The organism is Paenibacillus sp. LT-B23, assembly GCF_059417685.1.
Map to the genome: position 1 here is coordinate 1 of NZ_JBSQBM010000027.1, position 15,136 is coordinate 15,136.

At 49.5% G+C, this 15,136-nt stretch carries 14 protein-coding genes; 3 read left to right on the top strand and 11 right to left on the bottom strand.

Annotation, left to right across the window (positions count from 1 at the left end; all coding sequences use genetic code 11):
• Positions 1-243 precede the first annotated feature (243 nt).
• The 11 genes from ACWXW9_RS25160 to ACWXW9_RS25210 form a co-directional block, all read right to left on the bottom strand.
• Positions 244-1,854: an FAD-dependent oxidoreductase gene (locus tag ACWXW9_RS25160; RefSeq protein WP_494931650.1), complete on the bottom strand. Its 1,611-nt coding sequence runs from the start codon at positions 1,852-1,854 to the stop codon at positions 244-246.
• Between the two features lie 25 nt (positions 1,855-1,879).
• Positions 1,880-2,794 (bottom strand): ROK family protein, encoded by a 915-nt coding sequence (locus ACWXW9_RS25165; RefSeq protein WP_494931651.1) that lies wholly within the window; start codon positions 2,792-2,794, stop codon positions 1,880-1,882.
• Positions 2,795-2,932: 138 nt separating this feature from the next.
• Positions 2,933-3,772 carry a MurR/RpiR family transcriptional regulator gene (locus ACWXW9_RS25170; protein ID WP_494931652.1) on the bottom strand — a complete coding sequence of 280 codons (840 nt, stop codon included), beginning with the start codon at positions 3,770-3,772 and terminating at the stop codon, positions 2,933-2,935.
• Positions 3,750-4,469: an N-acetylmannosamine-6-phosphate 2-epimerase gene (locus ACWXW9_RS25175; RefSeq protein ID WP_494931653.1), complete on the bottom strand. Its 720-nt coding sequence runs from the start codon at positions 4,467-4,469 to the stop codon at positions 3,750-3,752. Before ACWXW9_RS25175 ends, ACWXW9_RS25170 begins: the two co-directional genes overlap by 23 nt.
• Positions 4,470-4,474: 5 nt before the next feature.
• Positions 4,475-6,016: a DUF4127 family protein gene (locus ACWXW9_RS25180; RefSeq protein ID WP_494931654.1), complete on the bottom strand. Its 1,542-nt coding sequence runs from the start codon at positions 6,014-6,016 to the stop codon at positions 4,475-4,477.
• 98 nt (positions 6,017-6,114) lie between these two features.
• A complete protein-coding gene (locus tag ACWXW9_RS25185; RefSeq protein WP_494931655.1) occupies positions 6,115-7,944 on the bottom strand; it encodes a protein O-GlcNAcase in 1,830 nt (609 codons plus the stop codon).
• 52 nt (positions 7,945-7,996) lie between these two features.
• Positions 7,997-8,887: a carbohydrate ABC transporter permease gene (locus ACWXW9_RS25190; protein ID WP_494931700.1), complete on the bottom strand. Its 891-nt coding sequence runs from the start codon at positions 8,885-8,887 to the stop codon at positions 7,997-7,999.
• Positions 8,887-9,768 (bottom strand): carbohydrate ABC transporter permease, encoded by an 882-nt coding sequence (locus ACWXW9_RS25195; RefSeq protein WP_134911507.1) that lies wholly within the window; start codon positions 9,766-9,768, stop codon positions 8,887-8,889. The genes ACWXW9_RS25190 and ACWXW9_RS25195 overlap by 1 nt, the downstream gene beginning before the upstream one ends.
• A gap of 64 nt (positions 9,769-9,832) precedes the next feature.
• Positions 9,833-11,104 carry an ABC transporter substrate-binding protein gene (locus ACWXW9_RS25200; protein WP_494931656.1) on the bottom strand — a complete coding sequence of 424 codons (1,272 nt, stop codon included), beginning with the start codon at positions 11,102-11,104 and terminating at the stop codon, positions 9,833-9,835.
• A 185-nt stretch (positions 11,105-11,289) separates the two neighbouring features.
• Positions 11,290-11,853 carry a DUF420 domain-containing protein gene (locus ACWXW9_RS25205; protein ID WP_430044496.1) on the bottom strand — a complete coding sequence of 188 codons (564 nt, stop codon included), beginning with the start codon at positions 11,851-11,853 and terminating at the stop codon, positions 11,290-11,292.
• Positions 11,854-12,146: 293 nt separating this feature from the next.
• Positions 12,147-12,422: a GNAT family N-acetyltransferase gene (locus tag ACWXW9_RS25210; protein ID WP_134911509.1), complete on the bottom strand. Its 276-nt coding sequence runs from the start codon at positions 12,420-12,422 to the stop codon at positions 12,147-12,149.
• 158 nt (positions 12,423-12,580) lie between these two features.
• Between ACWXW9_RS25210 and ACWXW9_RS25215 the strand changes: the two genes are divergently transcribed.
• The 3 genes from ACWXW9_RS25215 to ACWXW9_RS25225 all read left to right on the top strand — a co-directional run bounded on the left by ACWXW9_RS25215 (position 12,581) and on the right by ACWXW9_RS25225 (position 15,102).
• Complete coding sequence (locus ACWXW9_RS25215) at positions 12,581-13,543, top strand: ATP-dependent DNA ligase (protein ID WP_494931657.1); 963 nt, start codon at positions 12,581-12,583, stop codon at positions 13,541-13,543.
• Positions 13,544-13,651: 108 nt separating this feature from the next.
• A complete protein-coding gene (locus tag ACWXW9_RS25220; RefSeq protein ID WP_494931658.1) occupies positions 13,652-14,194 on the top strand; it encodes a MarR family winged helix-turn-helix transcriptional regulator in 543 nt (180 codons plus the stop codon).
• On the top strand, positions 14,179-15,102 hold the full coding sequence (locus ACWXW9_RS25225; RefSeq protein WP_431091023.1) for an alpha/beta hydrolase: 924 nt from the start codon (positions 14,179-14,181) through the stop codon (positions 15,100-15,102). The genes ACWXW9_RS25220 and ACWXW9_RS25225 overlap by 16 nt, the downstream gene beginning before the upstream one ends.
• The last annotated feature ends 34 nt before the right edge of the window (positions 15,103-15,136 follow it).

The following is a 15,136-nucleotide window of genomic DNA, read 5'->3' on the forward strand; positions in this document are numbered from 1 at the left end:
CCGCTGTCTTTTTCAGCAGCTATAAGATCATATCATGTTCGTTTCAGAAATGCAATCTTTATTTTTTCTTCTTTTATAAAGATTATTTTACCCAAGCTTTTCATTTTTGAAACGGCTGTTTTGTTGTCAGCTCAAATAATATATCATATATCTAAGCAACTTAGCAAGTACTTTTTTTATTACTTATTAAAATCATCTTTTGGCCTTATCAAAGTCAGCCAAGGGGCAATAGCCCCTCACGTTTTAGCTAGTGACTCCTTCGGGTTCAAATACTTCCGCAGGCCAGTGTAACTCCACACCTTGGCAAAGAAGCCTGCTTTGAAAACGCCCCAGATGCTCTGCCGATTCGCTGACTTCTATCGGGAATACTCCGTTGGAGACACAATAAGCCGCCAGACTACCCGCTGATTCACCTATATTCCACTCCGTGGGGTGCAGCCGATAGCAACCATTTGCGATTTGGGTCATCCCTATATTTTTACAGGCGGGGAGCAGATTACGCACTCTTACCGGAATAAAGGAGCCTAACGGAATTTCATAAGGGTAATTAGGAATGTAAAATGTCCGCTGAGATACAGTGGTCGGATGGAGGTCCAAATGATAGCTGCCTACACCTACGCTGTCCGCGTATCGTTTGGGCCCATCCGTTCCGCGAAGCTCACGACTTACATCGAACTCTGATATCGTATACTTCGCTTGAATTCGGCGCGATTCGCGAATATAAGGGGTTTTAGCCAGACCATCGGAGGTACCAAGGAAATCTCCACGAGGCCGAATGCCTGGATAACCGAATCCTCCATCTAACCGAGGTGCTTCGGTCTGGAGCCAATAGATTAAAGAACGGGTCAATTCACGTGCGCCTTCTCTATGTCTTTCCTGCTCCTGAGCGGTAACACCGATTAACGGACCGAGGTAATAATCATTTTGCGCCCAGTTTAAAAGAGTTACCTCTCCATCATTTAACGGTTTACTCCATATAGAAGGGTCCACAATGCGACGGTAATCCCACAGAGATACAATGCCCTGATCGTTAGGAAACAAAGTGAACTGTTTTAGTTTGCTGGTATCATCCGCATCCGTAGCAAACCAGCTCAAAATCGGGAAACGGGAAAAGGAAGGAATATAATTCCTCCAAAAATCATATTGTAGCGGTCGCTTTATAATGAAGCTTCCATGCGGAATGTAATCCACGGCTGCCACATGTGTGATGGATTGCATATCCATAGGGTCAGCGCACTCCAGCGCATGAGGTTCACCTGTATCATCCCGCGATTCTGCTCCACTCGTATGCTCCACCCCCGCCAGCGGAAGAAGATCTCCGCATTCCGTGGCATCCAGATAAAACGTTCCGTGCAGCACCATCACCCCACATCCATCAACAAGGCTATCCGAGGTACGAACAGTTACAGAAGAGATACAGTCCCCATCCGTGTGAGCAGCAATGGGCACGGCATGGTAATATACACGAACACGCCCCGTATTCAAATAGGGAGCAAGCATATCCTCAAGCACCCGCAGAGCAACTCGTGGTTCATGAGCCAAACGGCTTACCCAACCGTTACCGGGATTAAGAATCGGGTCATTTTGGGCTTCTTCCGTTAAAGGATAGTTCTGACGGTAATAGTCACGCACACGATTACGGAACTCACGGTATGTTGCTGTGCAGCCAAACTGTTCGATCCATCGATGCTCATCCGGGGGGACGGCCTGTGAAGTCAACTGTCCTCCCAACCAGTCCGTCTCCTCCGTTACGATGACTCTCATGCCAGCCTTCGCTGCCGCAAGAGCTGCCGATGTTCCTCCCAGACCTCCGCCAATCACTACAATGTCGGTATCAAGCCGATTTTGCGTCATGGTTCGTTCCCCTTTCATGCTTGTTCTAGGAATCTACTAGTTCAAAAGCAAGCCGTCCCGCACCGATGATTCCAGCGCGATTACCCAATAACGCCCGGCTTACTTCCGTTTGGACTCCCAGCTGTTGTAGATGCTTTTCTAGCAAGGGCCACCAGACTTCTCCCGCGTCTGCTACCCCTCCACCTACGATAATAGCCTCGGGATCAAGGGTGACCGAGATATTGGCCAGAAGTATGGCTAAATCTGCGGTGTAATCGTCCAGTACCTGAAGCACCTCCGGGTAACTGCGAACAGCCTCCTTCATGATCTCGATTCCCGATCGATACTGTTTACCTGTGTGTTCTCTGCCCCGGCGTAACAGTGCGCTACCTGATACATATTGCTCGGCGCAGCCCTTTTTTCCACAATTGCAAGGAAGGCCTCTTGGGAATAAAATACTATGCCCCCAATCGCCGCCGCTCCAATGAGCCCCTCGGCACAACAAACCATCTTCCATATATGCGCCACCGACGCCTGTTCCCAAGGTGAGCATGACCAAGCGTCGCTTGCCCCTCCCCGCTCCCTGCCATGCTTCTCCTAGCAAAGCGGCGTTCGCATCATTGTCAGCAACAGCACGTAAGGCGAGATTCTCCCTCGCCCATGTTACCAAGTGTGTACCTTGCCAGCCGGGGAGATTATCCGTGGCATACACGACTTCACCGCTCTCCACGTTTACTCTGCCAGCCGTAGCAATCCCCAGAGCGCCGATATCGTTATTGCCAATGGTGCTGAGTCCTTCCACAGCTTCGGATACCCGTGAGAGTACCCAATCACGCCCGCGAGAAGCATCCGTATCCAGCCGGATTTCATCCAGCACCGCACCATCCCGTGCCACTACGGCTGCCTTCACTGATGTACCTCCAATATCGATCCCTATGACTCTGTTCACAGCATCTGCCACTACAGCGTCCTCCTTGTTGCCAAACGATATCTACAAACACGCTCTTTTACGTAAAGCTTCTATAATAGCAAGTCATATACCACAACAATAACTAACGATTGGACACAGCCTAATAGACCAGTTCTCCGCTTTAAAACCTCAATAGCTTCGTTCAATGACCGCCCTCGCTGTTTTTTCCTTCATCACTTTGGTATGACTCGTGTGCTTACGAGCAAGCCCTTCGCAGAGGAGGTCAATGACAAATAGCTGCGAGATTTTGGCTCCAATCGAACCGCCCTCCATCGGAGCTTCCTTACCTGCGGTGAGCAGCACGATATCCGCAATGGAGGTGATGGGCGATTTTGCATAATTGGTGATCGCGATAATGGTCGCGCCGTTTTGCTTGGCTTTGTGCAGCATGTCGTTCGTATCCAGCGTACTTCCCGATACACTGATACCAATAGCCACATCTCCGGGCTTCATGGACACCGCCATCATCGACTGGATATGTCCGTCTGCCACGGCTTCGGCGCGCCGCCCGATTCGTAAGAAACGGTTTTTGGCATCCTGCGCGGAAATTCCCGAAGCACCTACACCAAAAAATTGAACATAGCCTGCCTGTTCGAGACACGCTATCGCACGTCCAAGCTCTGAACGGTCCAGCAGTCCCATACTGGAGTGCAAAATATCGAGCATATTGTGATACACCATGCGGGTAATATCATGTTCGTTGTCTGGGTCGGTGTTTTCCCCACCCGCATCGGTTTTGCGATAAGTCTGGTTTTGCGCCAGGGACAGTCGGAAATCCTGATAACCTTTAAAACCGATTTTCCGGCAAAAGCGCATGACGGTCGTCTCGCCTGTACCTGCAAAATCAGCTAACTCCGTCACGGAGAAATATATGATATCTGCCGGGCGCTCCAGTACGCACAAAGCGACCTTTTGTTCCGATTTTGTTAATGAAGGAAAGTACGTATTAATTCGGTCGTTCATCTCCATAGATGCATTTCACTGCCTTCCTTGCTGCATCGGCAAACCGCTGCGTAATTAATTGGGGTCTGGTAATCGCCGAGCCTACAACTACTGCATATGCTCCCAGCCGGAATGCTTCCTCCACCTGCGCAGGCTCATGGATTTTGCCCTCCGCAATTAAAGGCATGGGAACCAGCTCCGACGCTCTCCGAACCAACTCCAGATCGGGTCCATCGATCTGAGCAGAGTATGGCGTATAACCAGATAACGTTGTGGATACGCAGCTTACGCCGAGGGAAGCCGCATGAAGCGCCTCATCCAGTGTGGATATATCCGCCATGGAAGCCACTCCATGGCCATGGGCGTAATCTATGAGCTGCTTCAGCTTGCATCCCCCTGGGCGCGGACGTGATGTAGCATCCAGGGCGATGATATCCGCGCCCGCGTCCACCAGTTCCTCCATCTCTCGGAGGGTGGGCGTAATGTAAATATCGGAATCATCATAATCCCGCTTGATCAGACCGATGACTGGCAGGGAAAGCGCCTGTTTGATCGCACGCACATCTGCTGCGCCATTGGCGCGAATGGCCACGGCTCCGCCCTGCTGAGCGGCGCGTGCCATTTTGACCATGGAATCCGATCCGTGCAGCGGTTCATCGGGTAGCGCCTGGCAGGATACGATCAGGCCGTGCTGAACTTTTGATAATACAGCTTCCATTTCCATTGGGATCACCCTCTCTCTTCGACATGATGCCGTACGGTCAATCCGACTTCAAAGGTGCGGTTCCACGGCATATAGCAATCTGTAATTTCCACGTGGCCCTCCGGCCCGTTTACATATTCGTCGAGCGCCTGCTCCAGTCGTCCGCGAATGACCGTAGCAACCGAGCCTCTCTGTCCATCGAGCATAAACTTGTTGAAGCCCATTTGTTCCACAATTCCATTATTCATGGCAGTACGCACCACAGCGCAATAACATGCATCTTCGGCGTAACGCAACGCCAGAAAATCCAGATGCTCTGTTGTAGGCCCGTAGTGGCTATACAGCATGGACTGGGCAATGACGGTTCCCAGCGTATTGGAGCTGGTGTTCCAGCCTGCATAACCTGCCAGCTCAAAAAGCAGCCCTTTTTGCTTCAAAAGTCTAAGCAGCTTAAGATCAGCTCCGTTGGCATAGCCTACATCAGCCACTGCAATGTTTTTACCTGTATGTCTCAGCATATGGGCGCCGTATTCGACCAGCTCCACCACGTTTCGGTATACATCATATCCGGCCATTGCACGCTGTTGAGATGATGCTTCTGCCATCGTGTCTCCGGGCGTGTTAGCCAACAAAATCAAATCCGCCTCTGCCGCTGAAGAAGCGATCAATCCGCCTGCCGCCATAATCTGATATTTTAACGTTTCATAAAAATAACGATCCTCAAAAAGCGGAATCACGAATGCTCCCTGCAAAGCGGACAGCCTTGGATAGACGAGCGGCACAGCATTCTTCGCCTGGTTCACCCACCGCGCCAGCAGCGTACAGCCCACTTCGTCTGCCCCCGGATACATGTACACACTCAAATCCAGCCCAAGATCGGAAATACGATTTCTTAGCCGCTGCTGATCTTTGGCGGTATAGCCGTAGGGAGCAGAATCATCTTGTGGAATGATCATAAAATCAATGATACCCTCTGCTACCAGCTCCAGTGCGGCTTCATTGGCTTCCAGATTCACACGGCGACGGCCCAGGTAATCCTCCAGTATCTCTACAGGCAGACGTTCGTTGATGTCGGATAATTCAAGAAGCTCCTCTGCGGTAGCAATTCCCAGCTCCTGACGATGCTCAATAAAGCCCTTCCTGAATATCTCGCGCCCCCAATCGGCGTAGTAATCCGGTTCTTCGTCAGCCAAAGAATATTGCGGACAACGCATAATCAGTTGAAAAGCATATAAGGTCATCTGCGGGTAAAGCCGCTTGAGCCTGCGAAGTCGATTCACCTTGTCACCGACCTGCTCGCTTGTCATTCCATGCAACCGGGACGGTACGATTCCGCCGTACAGCAGCGTATCCATCGCAATAATAGCTCCATCGGCTCCCGCTGCACGTTCTTCGAGCCAAGCCCACAGTTGGGTCGTATCACCGGGAATTTTCTTTTGTCCCATCCATTCCATAGGGGGACGCTCGATTTCCAAATCTGTGCCCTGCGCCAGCAAATAAGGAAATTCATAATTACAGGGTCGTTCATCCAGCGGTACAAAAAGCACACGGGTGTTTGGCTTCACCACACACATCCACCTCTCCTGAAAATTACCGTTATCCTAACGGCAAATGGTTATTTTCAGGGCAGCTATGCTGCCTTGGTTTCTTGATCATCAGCAGATGCTCACAAGATCAGTCGATACTTGCCTTGTTCATCCTGACCGACGTAGCCCCACCGCTCGGCTGCCCGGATTGCCGGATCACTGCCGAGCCGAGCCTTCGTCTCCAGACAGGCAGTGATACAGCGCCGAAGTTCCGCCACGACTTCGTCCGTCAGAGGCACAGCCCCTTGCCCGCCAGCCACTTCCGGCGGCGTAATGCTCTCCTCAACCTGCTGCGCACCGCTCTGCCACTCGCTGCTGACCACAGCTTGACGCAGCGTACGCCACAGATCAGCGTCCAGCTCGGCGCGTTCCAGCCACGGCGCAGCCTGTGCTACGAAACCTGCCGCCGGATCATCGGCAGGTACTTGCCGCAGGACGCTCACGGCTTGGAGCAGCCGCTCAAAGTACATATCCAGCGCCGGGATATCGCGCAATTGCAAAGCAAGGTCCACGTCCTCATACGTGCTGCCGCCCAGTCGGCTGTTCCTGTTTTGACGGGAGAAAAACATCAGTTCCTCCGCGCGCGCTCCCGCTAACTCCCGCACAGCCCAACCCCAAGAAAGTTCCGGCATGTACCGCCCACTGTTCCACATATAGTGGGACATCGTAATGAGCGTCACTTTGGAGCATTCCCACTGATTCATCGGGTTGGCTACCATACCGGTATGTCCGCAGTCTGGAAGCCCGGAATACCGCCCGCGCAGCGGATCGAGGAATAAGCGATCACGGTCACAATCATTCACCGGAATGTTATCCCACAGCCATAGCTCATGCCCAAAGAACGCATGATTATCGGCGGCGTGCTTTTGGCCAATATGCGGAGCAAACACAAAGTATCCGGTCCAGAACACCTTAATCTCCGGGTGCAGCCGCTCACGGAAATCCTTTTTGTATTCGGTATCCCAATACGACCAATATTCCGAAGGACAGACTGTCAGCGTAAATTCAGGTAGCCGCTCTGTCAGCCATGTATGCACCTTGTTCGTCAAAAAGACATGAGCGTGGCCCGAGCGGCCCAGCAAATGTCGATTTTCTCCTTTTAACACATAATCAATATCATCCATTAATATGGAAAAATGGCGCACGCCAATGGCAATCACAGCCGCCAGCTTTTCCGTCAAACTAAGGAAATCTTCATCGCTGCCAAAGCTCAGGTCGTTCCCCGGACTGATGCAGTAATGAAAATCCACCTCATGCTGATCGCAGGTTTCCTTTAAATCACTAATCTGCGCAAACGTGTCTTCCGGGTACGGCTCCCGCCATAGCTCCCGGTGATACGGGTCATCCTTGGGAGCATACATGAATGTGTTCATCCGATGCGCAGCCATAAAACGGACGGCATCCAGCCGATCCGCCAGGCTCCATGGTTTTCCGTAAAAGCCTTCAATAATCCCTCTGACCGGAAAAGAAGGCTCATCGCGAATAGACACTACTGGCAGTGTGCATCGCTCCTGTTCGACTTGAAGCAGCAAATGCAGGGCATCCATGCCGTAATTGAGCCCTCTTTTATTAGCAGCATGAATTTCAATTCGACCTTCCTTGTGAATCTCCAAACGGTAGCCGTCTGCAACGAGCGCTCCATCATACTCCAGTACCAGTTGCACGCTTCCCCGTGTTTCGGTCGGTACACCCGGTCCCGGAGGCAAGATCAGCTTGATCGGCCCGTCAGGGTCCAGAACGCCTTCATATTCCTGATTCATCCCGAAGCGGGAGGATAGCTCGCAAATCAAACGCGGTTCGGGTATAACCAGCTTTTCTCCACTGTCATACACATCACGAAAATAATATTGAATCTCCTGCGTTGTTAGCCCCACACGGGAATTGGGCCGCGTTCCTTTTGCCAGCTCCATCGTAACCGTCTCCCCTTCCATTCACGGATCATCCGTATCCGATATTTCCGGTCTATCCTTTTACTGCACCCGCCAAGCCTTCCATATAGTAGCGCTGTGTGAACAAGAACAAGATAATGATCGGCAGTACCGAAATCATCGTGCCCGCTGCAATCCAACCAAAGTTATAGGCAAATTGACCATTGAGATACGTCAGTGCAGCCGCCAGCGGATATAACTCCGTGTCGTTTAAAATAACGATAGGCCACAGGAAACTGTTCCAGAACGACATAGCCTCCAGCAATGAAATGACGGCGAGCGCTGGCTTCACCAGCGGTAGCACCAGCTGCCACCAAATTCGGAATTCCGAAGCGCCGTCCATTTTACCGGAATCACGCACATCGGTAGGAATATGGATAAACGTCTGCCGCATCAGAAAAATGTTGAACACCGAGACAGCTCCAGGCAGCACCACACCCAAATACGTATTGCCCAGATGAAGCCCCTGAATGGTCAGGTAATGTACGATAAACGACGTATATGAAGGAATAATCATGGTGGCAATCAGCAGCGTGAACACCAGATTTTTACCCTTAAAACGAAATACAGCCAAGGGATATCCCGTCAGACTGGCGAGCACCACATTGAAAATAACGCCAAGCGCCGTAATGATCACCGTGTTCAGCATATACTTCGGAAAGTTCATAAACTGCCACACTTGAACATAATTATCAAAATCAATAAAGGTCGGGAAAATGGCGGGCGGCGTGGAGAAAATGTTGCGGCCCGGCATGAGCGATACACTGAGCAGCCATAGGAACGGTCCCATTAAAAAGAGTGCGAGCAGCACCAGCAGTACATAGATCACCGTCATCCTTACAACTCGCCCCAGGTTGCGCATGATGCGGCTACTTTCATTTTTCGGAAGGGACGACTGTAGCATTTTGTCATCCTGTAGATTCATCAATAGGGATTGACACCGCCTTTCCTATTGAATCGGAATACGATAATACTGAGCACCCCGATCACGGCACCGACAATTAAACCAAGCGCCGAAGCATAACCAAAGTTAAACTGCTCCATCCCCTTTTGGAAAATATACAAGCTGGAGGTCAGCGTGGCTGTTCCCGGCCCACCCTTGGTCAGTACATACACCTCATCGAACACACGAATAGCCGCCATGAGCGATATGAGGGTGCAGAACAGAATATAGGGTCTTAATAACGGGAGGGTAATATGGACGATCAGCCGCCAGCGGCTTGCTCCATCCACTCTGGCGGCTTCGTACAGGTCTTGTGGAATGTTCTGCAAACCAGCCAGATAGAGCATCATATAATACCCGAGTCCCTTCCACATCGTGATGAACATAAGTACATACAGGGCCAAAGAACTGTCCGACAGCCAGTGAATGTCCTTACTGATCAAGCCTGCCTGTATAAGCAAATAGTTTACAACACTGTTATTGCCAAGCAACCAGCTCCAAATCAAGGCCACGGCTACCATCGAAGTTACGACAGGAATGTAGTAGGTCGTACGAAATATTTTAATTCCCGGTATACGGCTGTTCACCAGCACAGCCATCAGGATGGAGAAAATTTGGAGAAAGGGAACAATGAGCACGTACACTAATGAGTTCCAGATTGAGATGAGAAAATTGCGGTCCTTAAACGCTGCCTCGAAATTATCCAGACCGACATAATGGGTATCCGATATGACGGAGTAATCCGTCAATGCCAGCGGAATGCTGTAAATAATAGGCCAAAATACAAAGACGGCAAGCAATAACAGTCCCGGCGTCATAAAGGCCCAGGCCGTAAAGGATTCCGACCTCAACCATTTGATCATGCTGCATCACCACCCGATTTTGATAAATGAACAGGAGAGTCTTGATATGACTCCCCTGCTGTACCTATTGCTTTAAAATATCATTCACTTCCTGCTCCAAGGTAGTAAGCGTCTGTTTCGTGTCCGTTCCGTTCAATAAAATATTTTGAAAAGCACGCGTGACAGCGCTGTTCACGTCCTTGGCATTAGGCACACCGACCATGTAGTCTGTCGCCTTATCCAAACTTTGCGCGGATACCACTTTCGCTTGTGCTTCCAGCGATTTGTCCGACTGTGTGAAGTAGGGATCTTTAATGGAATCCTTCGTGGAAGGCAACGTATTGGCCGCTTTGGAAAAAGCCGTCTGGCTCTCTGCATTCGTCAGGAAAACAGCAAACTTCACCGCTTCATTCACATGTGCAGACTTGGTCGGTACGACCAGATCCATGGAGTTGGATAACCGTACATCGGCTTTACCTGTAGGTACAGGAACGGCGATGGTGTTCTTGTATACGTCCGGCGCAGCCGTTTTGATAAAGTTGATGAACGTCGGGCCTGCCAGCTCGAAAGCAACCTGTTCACCCGCATAATATTTCACTTGCTGTGAAAAATCAGCGTCCTCTTTGAGTACGATACCATCTTCCATCTGCTTTTTAAGATTATCAATCATGGTTACCGCTTCTGGTGTATTGAACGCCGCTGCTGTCTTTTCTTTATTCAAAATCGGAATCCCGTCTATGGCAAAAAGCTTGGATACAAGCTGCTGCGCATAGCCTGCTTTGCCAATTTTTCTATTGATCTGGCGGCCCCACTCAGACAGTTCCGCCCGCGTTTTGGGCGGATGGGCAGGGTCTAATCCGGCAGCCTTTACCAGCTTCGTATTCATATATAGCACTTCCGTGCCGGTATACCAGGGTAGCGCATAAGCCTTGCCGTTAATAACTGTAGAATTATAAATACCCTCGAAATATGCAGCCTTTTCCTCCGGAGACAAATGCTCATTCATATCCACTACAGCACCCTTGGAGCCCATTTGGCTGGCAAATTCCGTATTGAGATTTACCACATCCGGACTGCTGCCGCTGGCGATACTCGTCAACAGCTTGTTGGTCACTGCGTCATAAGGGTAATCCTTCCAGTCAATTTTGACATTGGGATTCTTCTCCTCATAATCGGCAATCACCCGATTGAAATACGGGGTGAATGTAGGCTGTAGCGCAATGGTCCAAAATTGCAGTGTCACTTTTCCTCCGTTTACGTTGTTCGGGTTTGAGCCGCCGCCGCAACTGCTTAGCAGCACAACCAGCGCGAGCATGGAAACAAGCAACCGTAACCTGCCTTTCGCTTTCTTCGTCACATGGTGACCCCCTTATTCTTAGTTGATTAAGGCAAATTATAGCAGAAATACCGTTAGAGAAGGAACGTTTTTTCAATAAAATAAATTTAGAAGGAATAATTTTTCTTTTATTAGGCATCAAAAAGACGCCTCCGTTAGCAGAGACGTCTTTTTGATCATTGAACCTGCTGAAGGTTCAAGTCTATTTAATAATACGGGGCCATGAATACGTACACGAGTACCCCCGTCAAGCTGACATACAACCAGATCGGCATGGTCCAGCGTGCAATTTTACGGTGTTTCGCCACCTGCATCGTCCATCCCCATACAACTGTGAACAGGGCCAGTGGTACGATAATGGCAGCCAGTATGCTGTGTGAAATCAGCAACGTAAAGTAAATCGGTCGAATAATACCCACCCCGCCAAATTTTGCAGTGTCCGGCGAAATATAGTGGAAGGTCAGGTAGGAAAACAAAAATAAAACAGTACTGGCAAAGGCCAGTAAAACAAATGTTTTATGCACTTTGACGTTCTTCTTGATAATGGCAACCAACGCCGCCACCAGAAAAATAAACGTGAAACTGTTAAAAATCGCATTCAACCTCGGGAAAATGGTGATATCGAAGCTAACACTACCCTGGTATCCAATCGGCGAAAAGAACAGCAGCAAAATAATCACGTTAGCTATGATGGAAACGGTGATAATCAAGGCTGTGAAATTACGATTGCTCGTTGGAACGTACTGCTTGTCCTCACTCGCTTTATTCATAATGAGCGTCTCCTTCGTTTAAATTCAAACTTTTCGTTTTCGGTTGTGGTAATAACCATATTATATTATATAGAACCTGAGGACGGCCTGTGAAGTGACAACAGTATGAACAATTTCACAGCCGACAATTTAAAAATGTGCTTTAGCATCTTAGAAGAGCATTTTCTTAACATACAATGATAGAATACGGCCATTTCAGGGGCTTTATACACGCAAAAAAACACCGGGAAGGCCTGAATACCTGTCCCGATGCTGTGGTGTTTATGCACTTGTGGCGCGAGCGTTCCCCTTGTTTACTGCTGCCAGACGTCACTATATTCTTGATGACGCTTGAACAGGGCCAGTGCGTACGAGCAAGCGGGAACGACCTTTTTATGCTGATCCCTCGCCATTTGCACAACTTTGTCAATCAGCTCCTTGCCGATCTTTTGCCCCCGCAGCTTTTCGGATACAAATGTATGGTCAATGACCAAGGAATGGTCATCTATGGATTTATAGCCTACTTCCGCAACCACCTGTCCATCATCCACCATGACTACCGCATGGTCCTCCTCGCGAATTTGTCTCATGAAACCGAGCCCCTTTCTGCCGACGATTAGATATCCTTATCATTCCCCGATTTGAGGTCCAACGAAACATCTCATACATCAGGATTTTGCAAAATCCTCACATAAAAAGAAGCCTGCCGTCGACACTATCCTTATTCCAAAAAGGCGAGGTGTTGTATTTGCGTTCTGAAATGAAACCCGTTATCCCGTTTGAACCTGTGCAAAGTGAACGAATCCCTACGGAGGGCCTATGGCGGTACGAAATAAAATGGGATGGCACAAGAATTTTGACATATCATAATCAGGGTAGCACGCGTCTGTTTAACCGGAAGCAGCATGAGCGAACACTTTTATACCCGGAACTTGCTTATTTTTCTTCATACTGCCAGGCCGATTCAGTCATTCTGGATGGAGAAATGATCGCACTGGGAGCTGATGGGAAGCCCTCGTTTCATGACATTATGCGCCGCGACCTGATTCGTCGAACGGATCGGATTCAAGCGGCTTATAAAGCTGTGCCCGCTACATACATGCTGTTTGATATTTTGTATTTGAATGGAGAATGGGTTCACCGTAAACCGCTGGCAGAAAGGCTTGAATTATTGCATCAGGTCATCCTGCCGAGTGAACGGGTTCAACTGGCGCCTGCTCATCCTGATGGACAAGCTCTGTTTCAGGTGATGCGCAGCGAAGGGATGGAAGGTATCGTATGCAAACGTTTAGACAGCCCTTACACATGTGGCGGGAAGGATGGGCGATGGGTCAAGGTCAAGAATTACGGCGATAGCATCGCTGTCATTGGAGGCTACACTTTAAACGGAGGCGTCATCAATGCTGTGTTGCTGGGGCTGTACGACAAGCAAGGAAGGCTGCGCTACATTGGACATGCAGGCACAGGGAAGCTTACGCGAGAGGACTGGCGTCAGCTTACGGAGCGACTAAGACCGCATACCATTTCAGCGCGGCCTTTTGTCAATGAGCCGGATCGTCATCGGGATGCAATATGGGTTCAGCCTATGTATACCGCCAAGGTTCAATACAGTGAGTGGCGATGGCAGGAAGGGCGTACCCTCCGCCAGCCCTCTATACAGGCTTTTGTAAATCAGGACGTAGGGCAGTGCATTGGACCTTGGTCATGGTAAGTTGTGCAGATATATTTTAAAAAAAGCGGAATAAAGTTTGTATAAATCATTGCAACCAGTGGTTAATTAAATTACAGTTAACTAATTAACTACATCGAGGTGGATCGCATGTTCTTTTTCTTGGACTCCGAAATTCGTCAACTGGCCTATAATCTGTTTCCAGGTGGCAATAAACCGATTGGTGTTTTGGTAGAACTATTTTCTATAACGTATGAAATTCGTAAAGGCATGGAGAAACGTTCACGTGAATTCGGGCTCTCCTATGGGCAATATATAGCACTTTGTGTGCTTTCTGCGCAAAGAGACGAAATGTCATCCCCTTCTGCATTGGCTGAGAAAATGGGTGTAAGCCGGGCAGCGATCAGTTCCATGGTCGTTTCCCTTGAACAAGATGGCTACATTAACAAATACGATGATCCGAATGACAAGCGTGGCATCTTTGTTTCTCTGAACGATAAAGGAAGAGGCAAGATCAACCAAATGGACCCTTTTTTCATAGGACTGGCCTCACGCCTGATGTCGGACTTTAGCGAGTCGGAAATCTGCCAGTTTGAAACCTATCTGTCACGCGTACGGTCTGCATTTGAAGATGTGAAAGGTTCGCGTCTAACTGATCCCAAGGAGGGAGAAGAAAAATGGTGCGAAGACTGAAACAAAGGCTGTTCGTCAAGCTTGCGCGTATATCCGCTGGCAGAATGGTGGCGGCGTCTGATTTCAAGCCATCTCATTCTCCGAAGGTGCACCGGGAAGAACGAATCATCCCCACTTCTGTAGGTGACTCCAGGGTACTTGTATATGAGCCTGCCAACCGGACTGGCGATCCACTGCCTGTATTCGTCAATTTTCATGGTAGCGGCTTTGTGATGGGCAGTGCAGAAATGGATGATGCCTGGTGCCCGGTCATTGCCGAACGTGCCAATTGTGTCGTCGTTAATGTCGATTACCGCTTGGCCCCGGAGCATAAATTCCCTATTCCGTTACAGGAGAGCTATGATGTTACCAAATGGTTGTACAAGCATCCTGATGTACTGAACGTCAATCCCCAGCTCATTGCCGTCGGAGGACATAGTGCTGGCGGAAACCTTGCCGCAGCGATTTGTCTAATGGCCCGGGATCGCAAGGAATTTCCCATCGTGTATCAGGTGCTGGATTATCCTCCTCTGGATATCGCCACCGATCCGAAGCTGAAGCCTCAATTCGAGCAGGCGATTCCGCCGCGTATCGCAAAAATTTTTAATGACAGCTATTTGCACACGCCGGATGAGGCACGAAACCCGTTGGTTTCGCCTGTTTATGCAGAATCACTGCATAATCTCCCACCTGCACTGATTATAACCGCAGAGCTGGACTCCTTGGCCGACGAAGCCGAGTTATACGCCAAACGGCTGATTGAAGCGGATGTACCCGTGACCTATAAAAAATATATGGGCGCTGCCCATGCCTTTACACATAGCGGTGATCTCGCCCTAGCCGAGAGCGCCTGGCATTTGATGAGTGATCAGTTGAAAATGGCCTTTGAATTTCGCATCGGTGATGTACTGTCGGAATTAAAGAAATAAAAAAAGAAGCCCCTGCCTCCGCTGCTATAATGCA

Bases quoted from the DNA above. Each gene is read 5' to 3' on its own strand.
- ACWXW9_RS25160 (WP_494931650.1), bottom strand. From the start codon at position 1,854: ATGACGCAAAATCGGCTTGATACCGACATTGTAGTGATTGGCGGAGGT.
- ACWXW9_RS25170 (WP_494931652.1), bottom strand. From the start codon at position 3,772: ATGGAGATGAACGACCGAATTAATACGTACTTTCCTTCATTAACAAAA.
- ACWXW9_RS25175 (WP_494931653.1), bottom strand. From the start codon at position 4,469: ATGGAAATGGAAGCTGTATTATCAAAAGTTCAGCACGGCCTGATCGTA.
- ACWXW9_RS25185 (WP_494931655.1), bottom strand. From the start codon at position 7,944: ATGGAGCTGGCAAAAGGAACGCGGCCCAATTCCCGTGTGGGGCTAACA.
- ACWXW9_RS25190 (WP_494931700.1), bottom strand. From the start codon at position 8,887: ATGAATCTACAGGATGACAAAATGCTACAGTCGTCCCTTCCGAAAAAT.
- ACWXW9_RS25195 (WP_134911507.1), bottom strand. From the start codon at position 9,768: ATGATCAAATGGTTGAGGTCGGAATCCTTTACGGCCTGGGCCTTTATG.
- ACWXW9_RS25205 (WP_430044496.1), bottom strand. From the start codon at position 11,853: ATGAATAAAGCGAGTGAGGACAAGCAGTACGTTCCAACGAGCAATCGT.
- ACWXW9_RS25210 (WP_134911509.1), bottom strand. From the start codon at position 12,422: ATGAGACAAATTCGCGAGGAGGACCATGCGGTAGTCATGGTGGATGAT.
- ACWXW9_RS25220 (WP_494931658.1), top strand. From the start codon at position 13,652: ATGTTCTTTTTCTTGGACTCCGAAATTCGTCAACTGGCCTATAATCTG.
- ACWXW9_RS25225 (WP_431091023.1), top strand. From the start codon at position 14,179: ATGGTGCGAAGACTGAAACAAAGGCTGTTCGTCAAGCTTGCGCGTATA.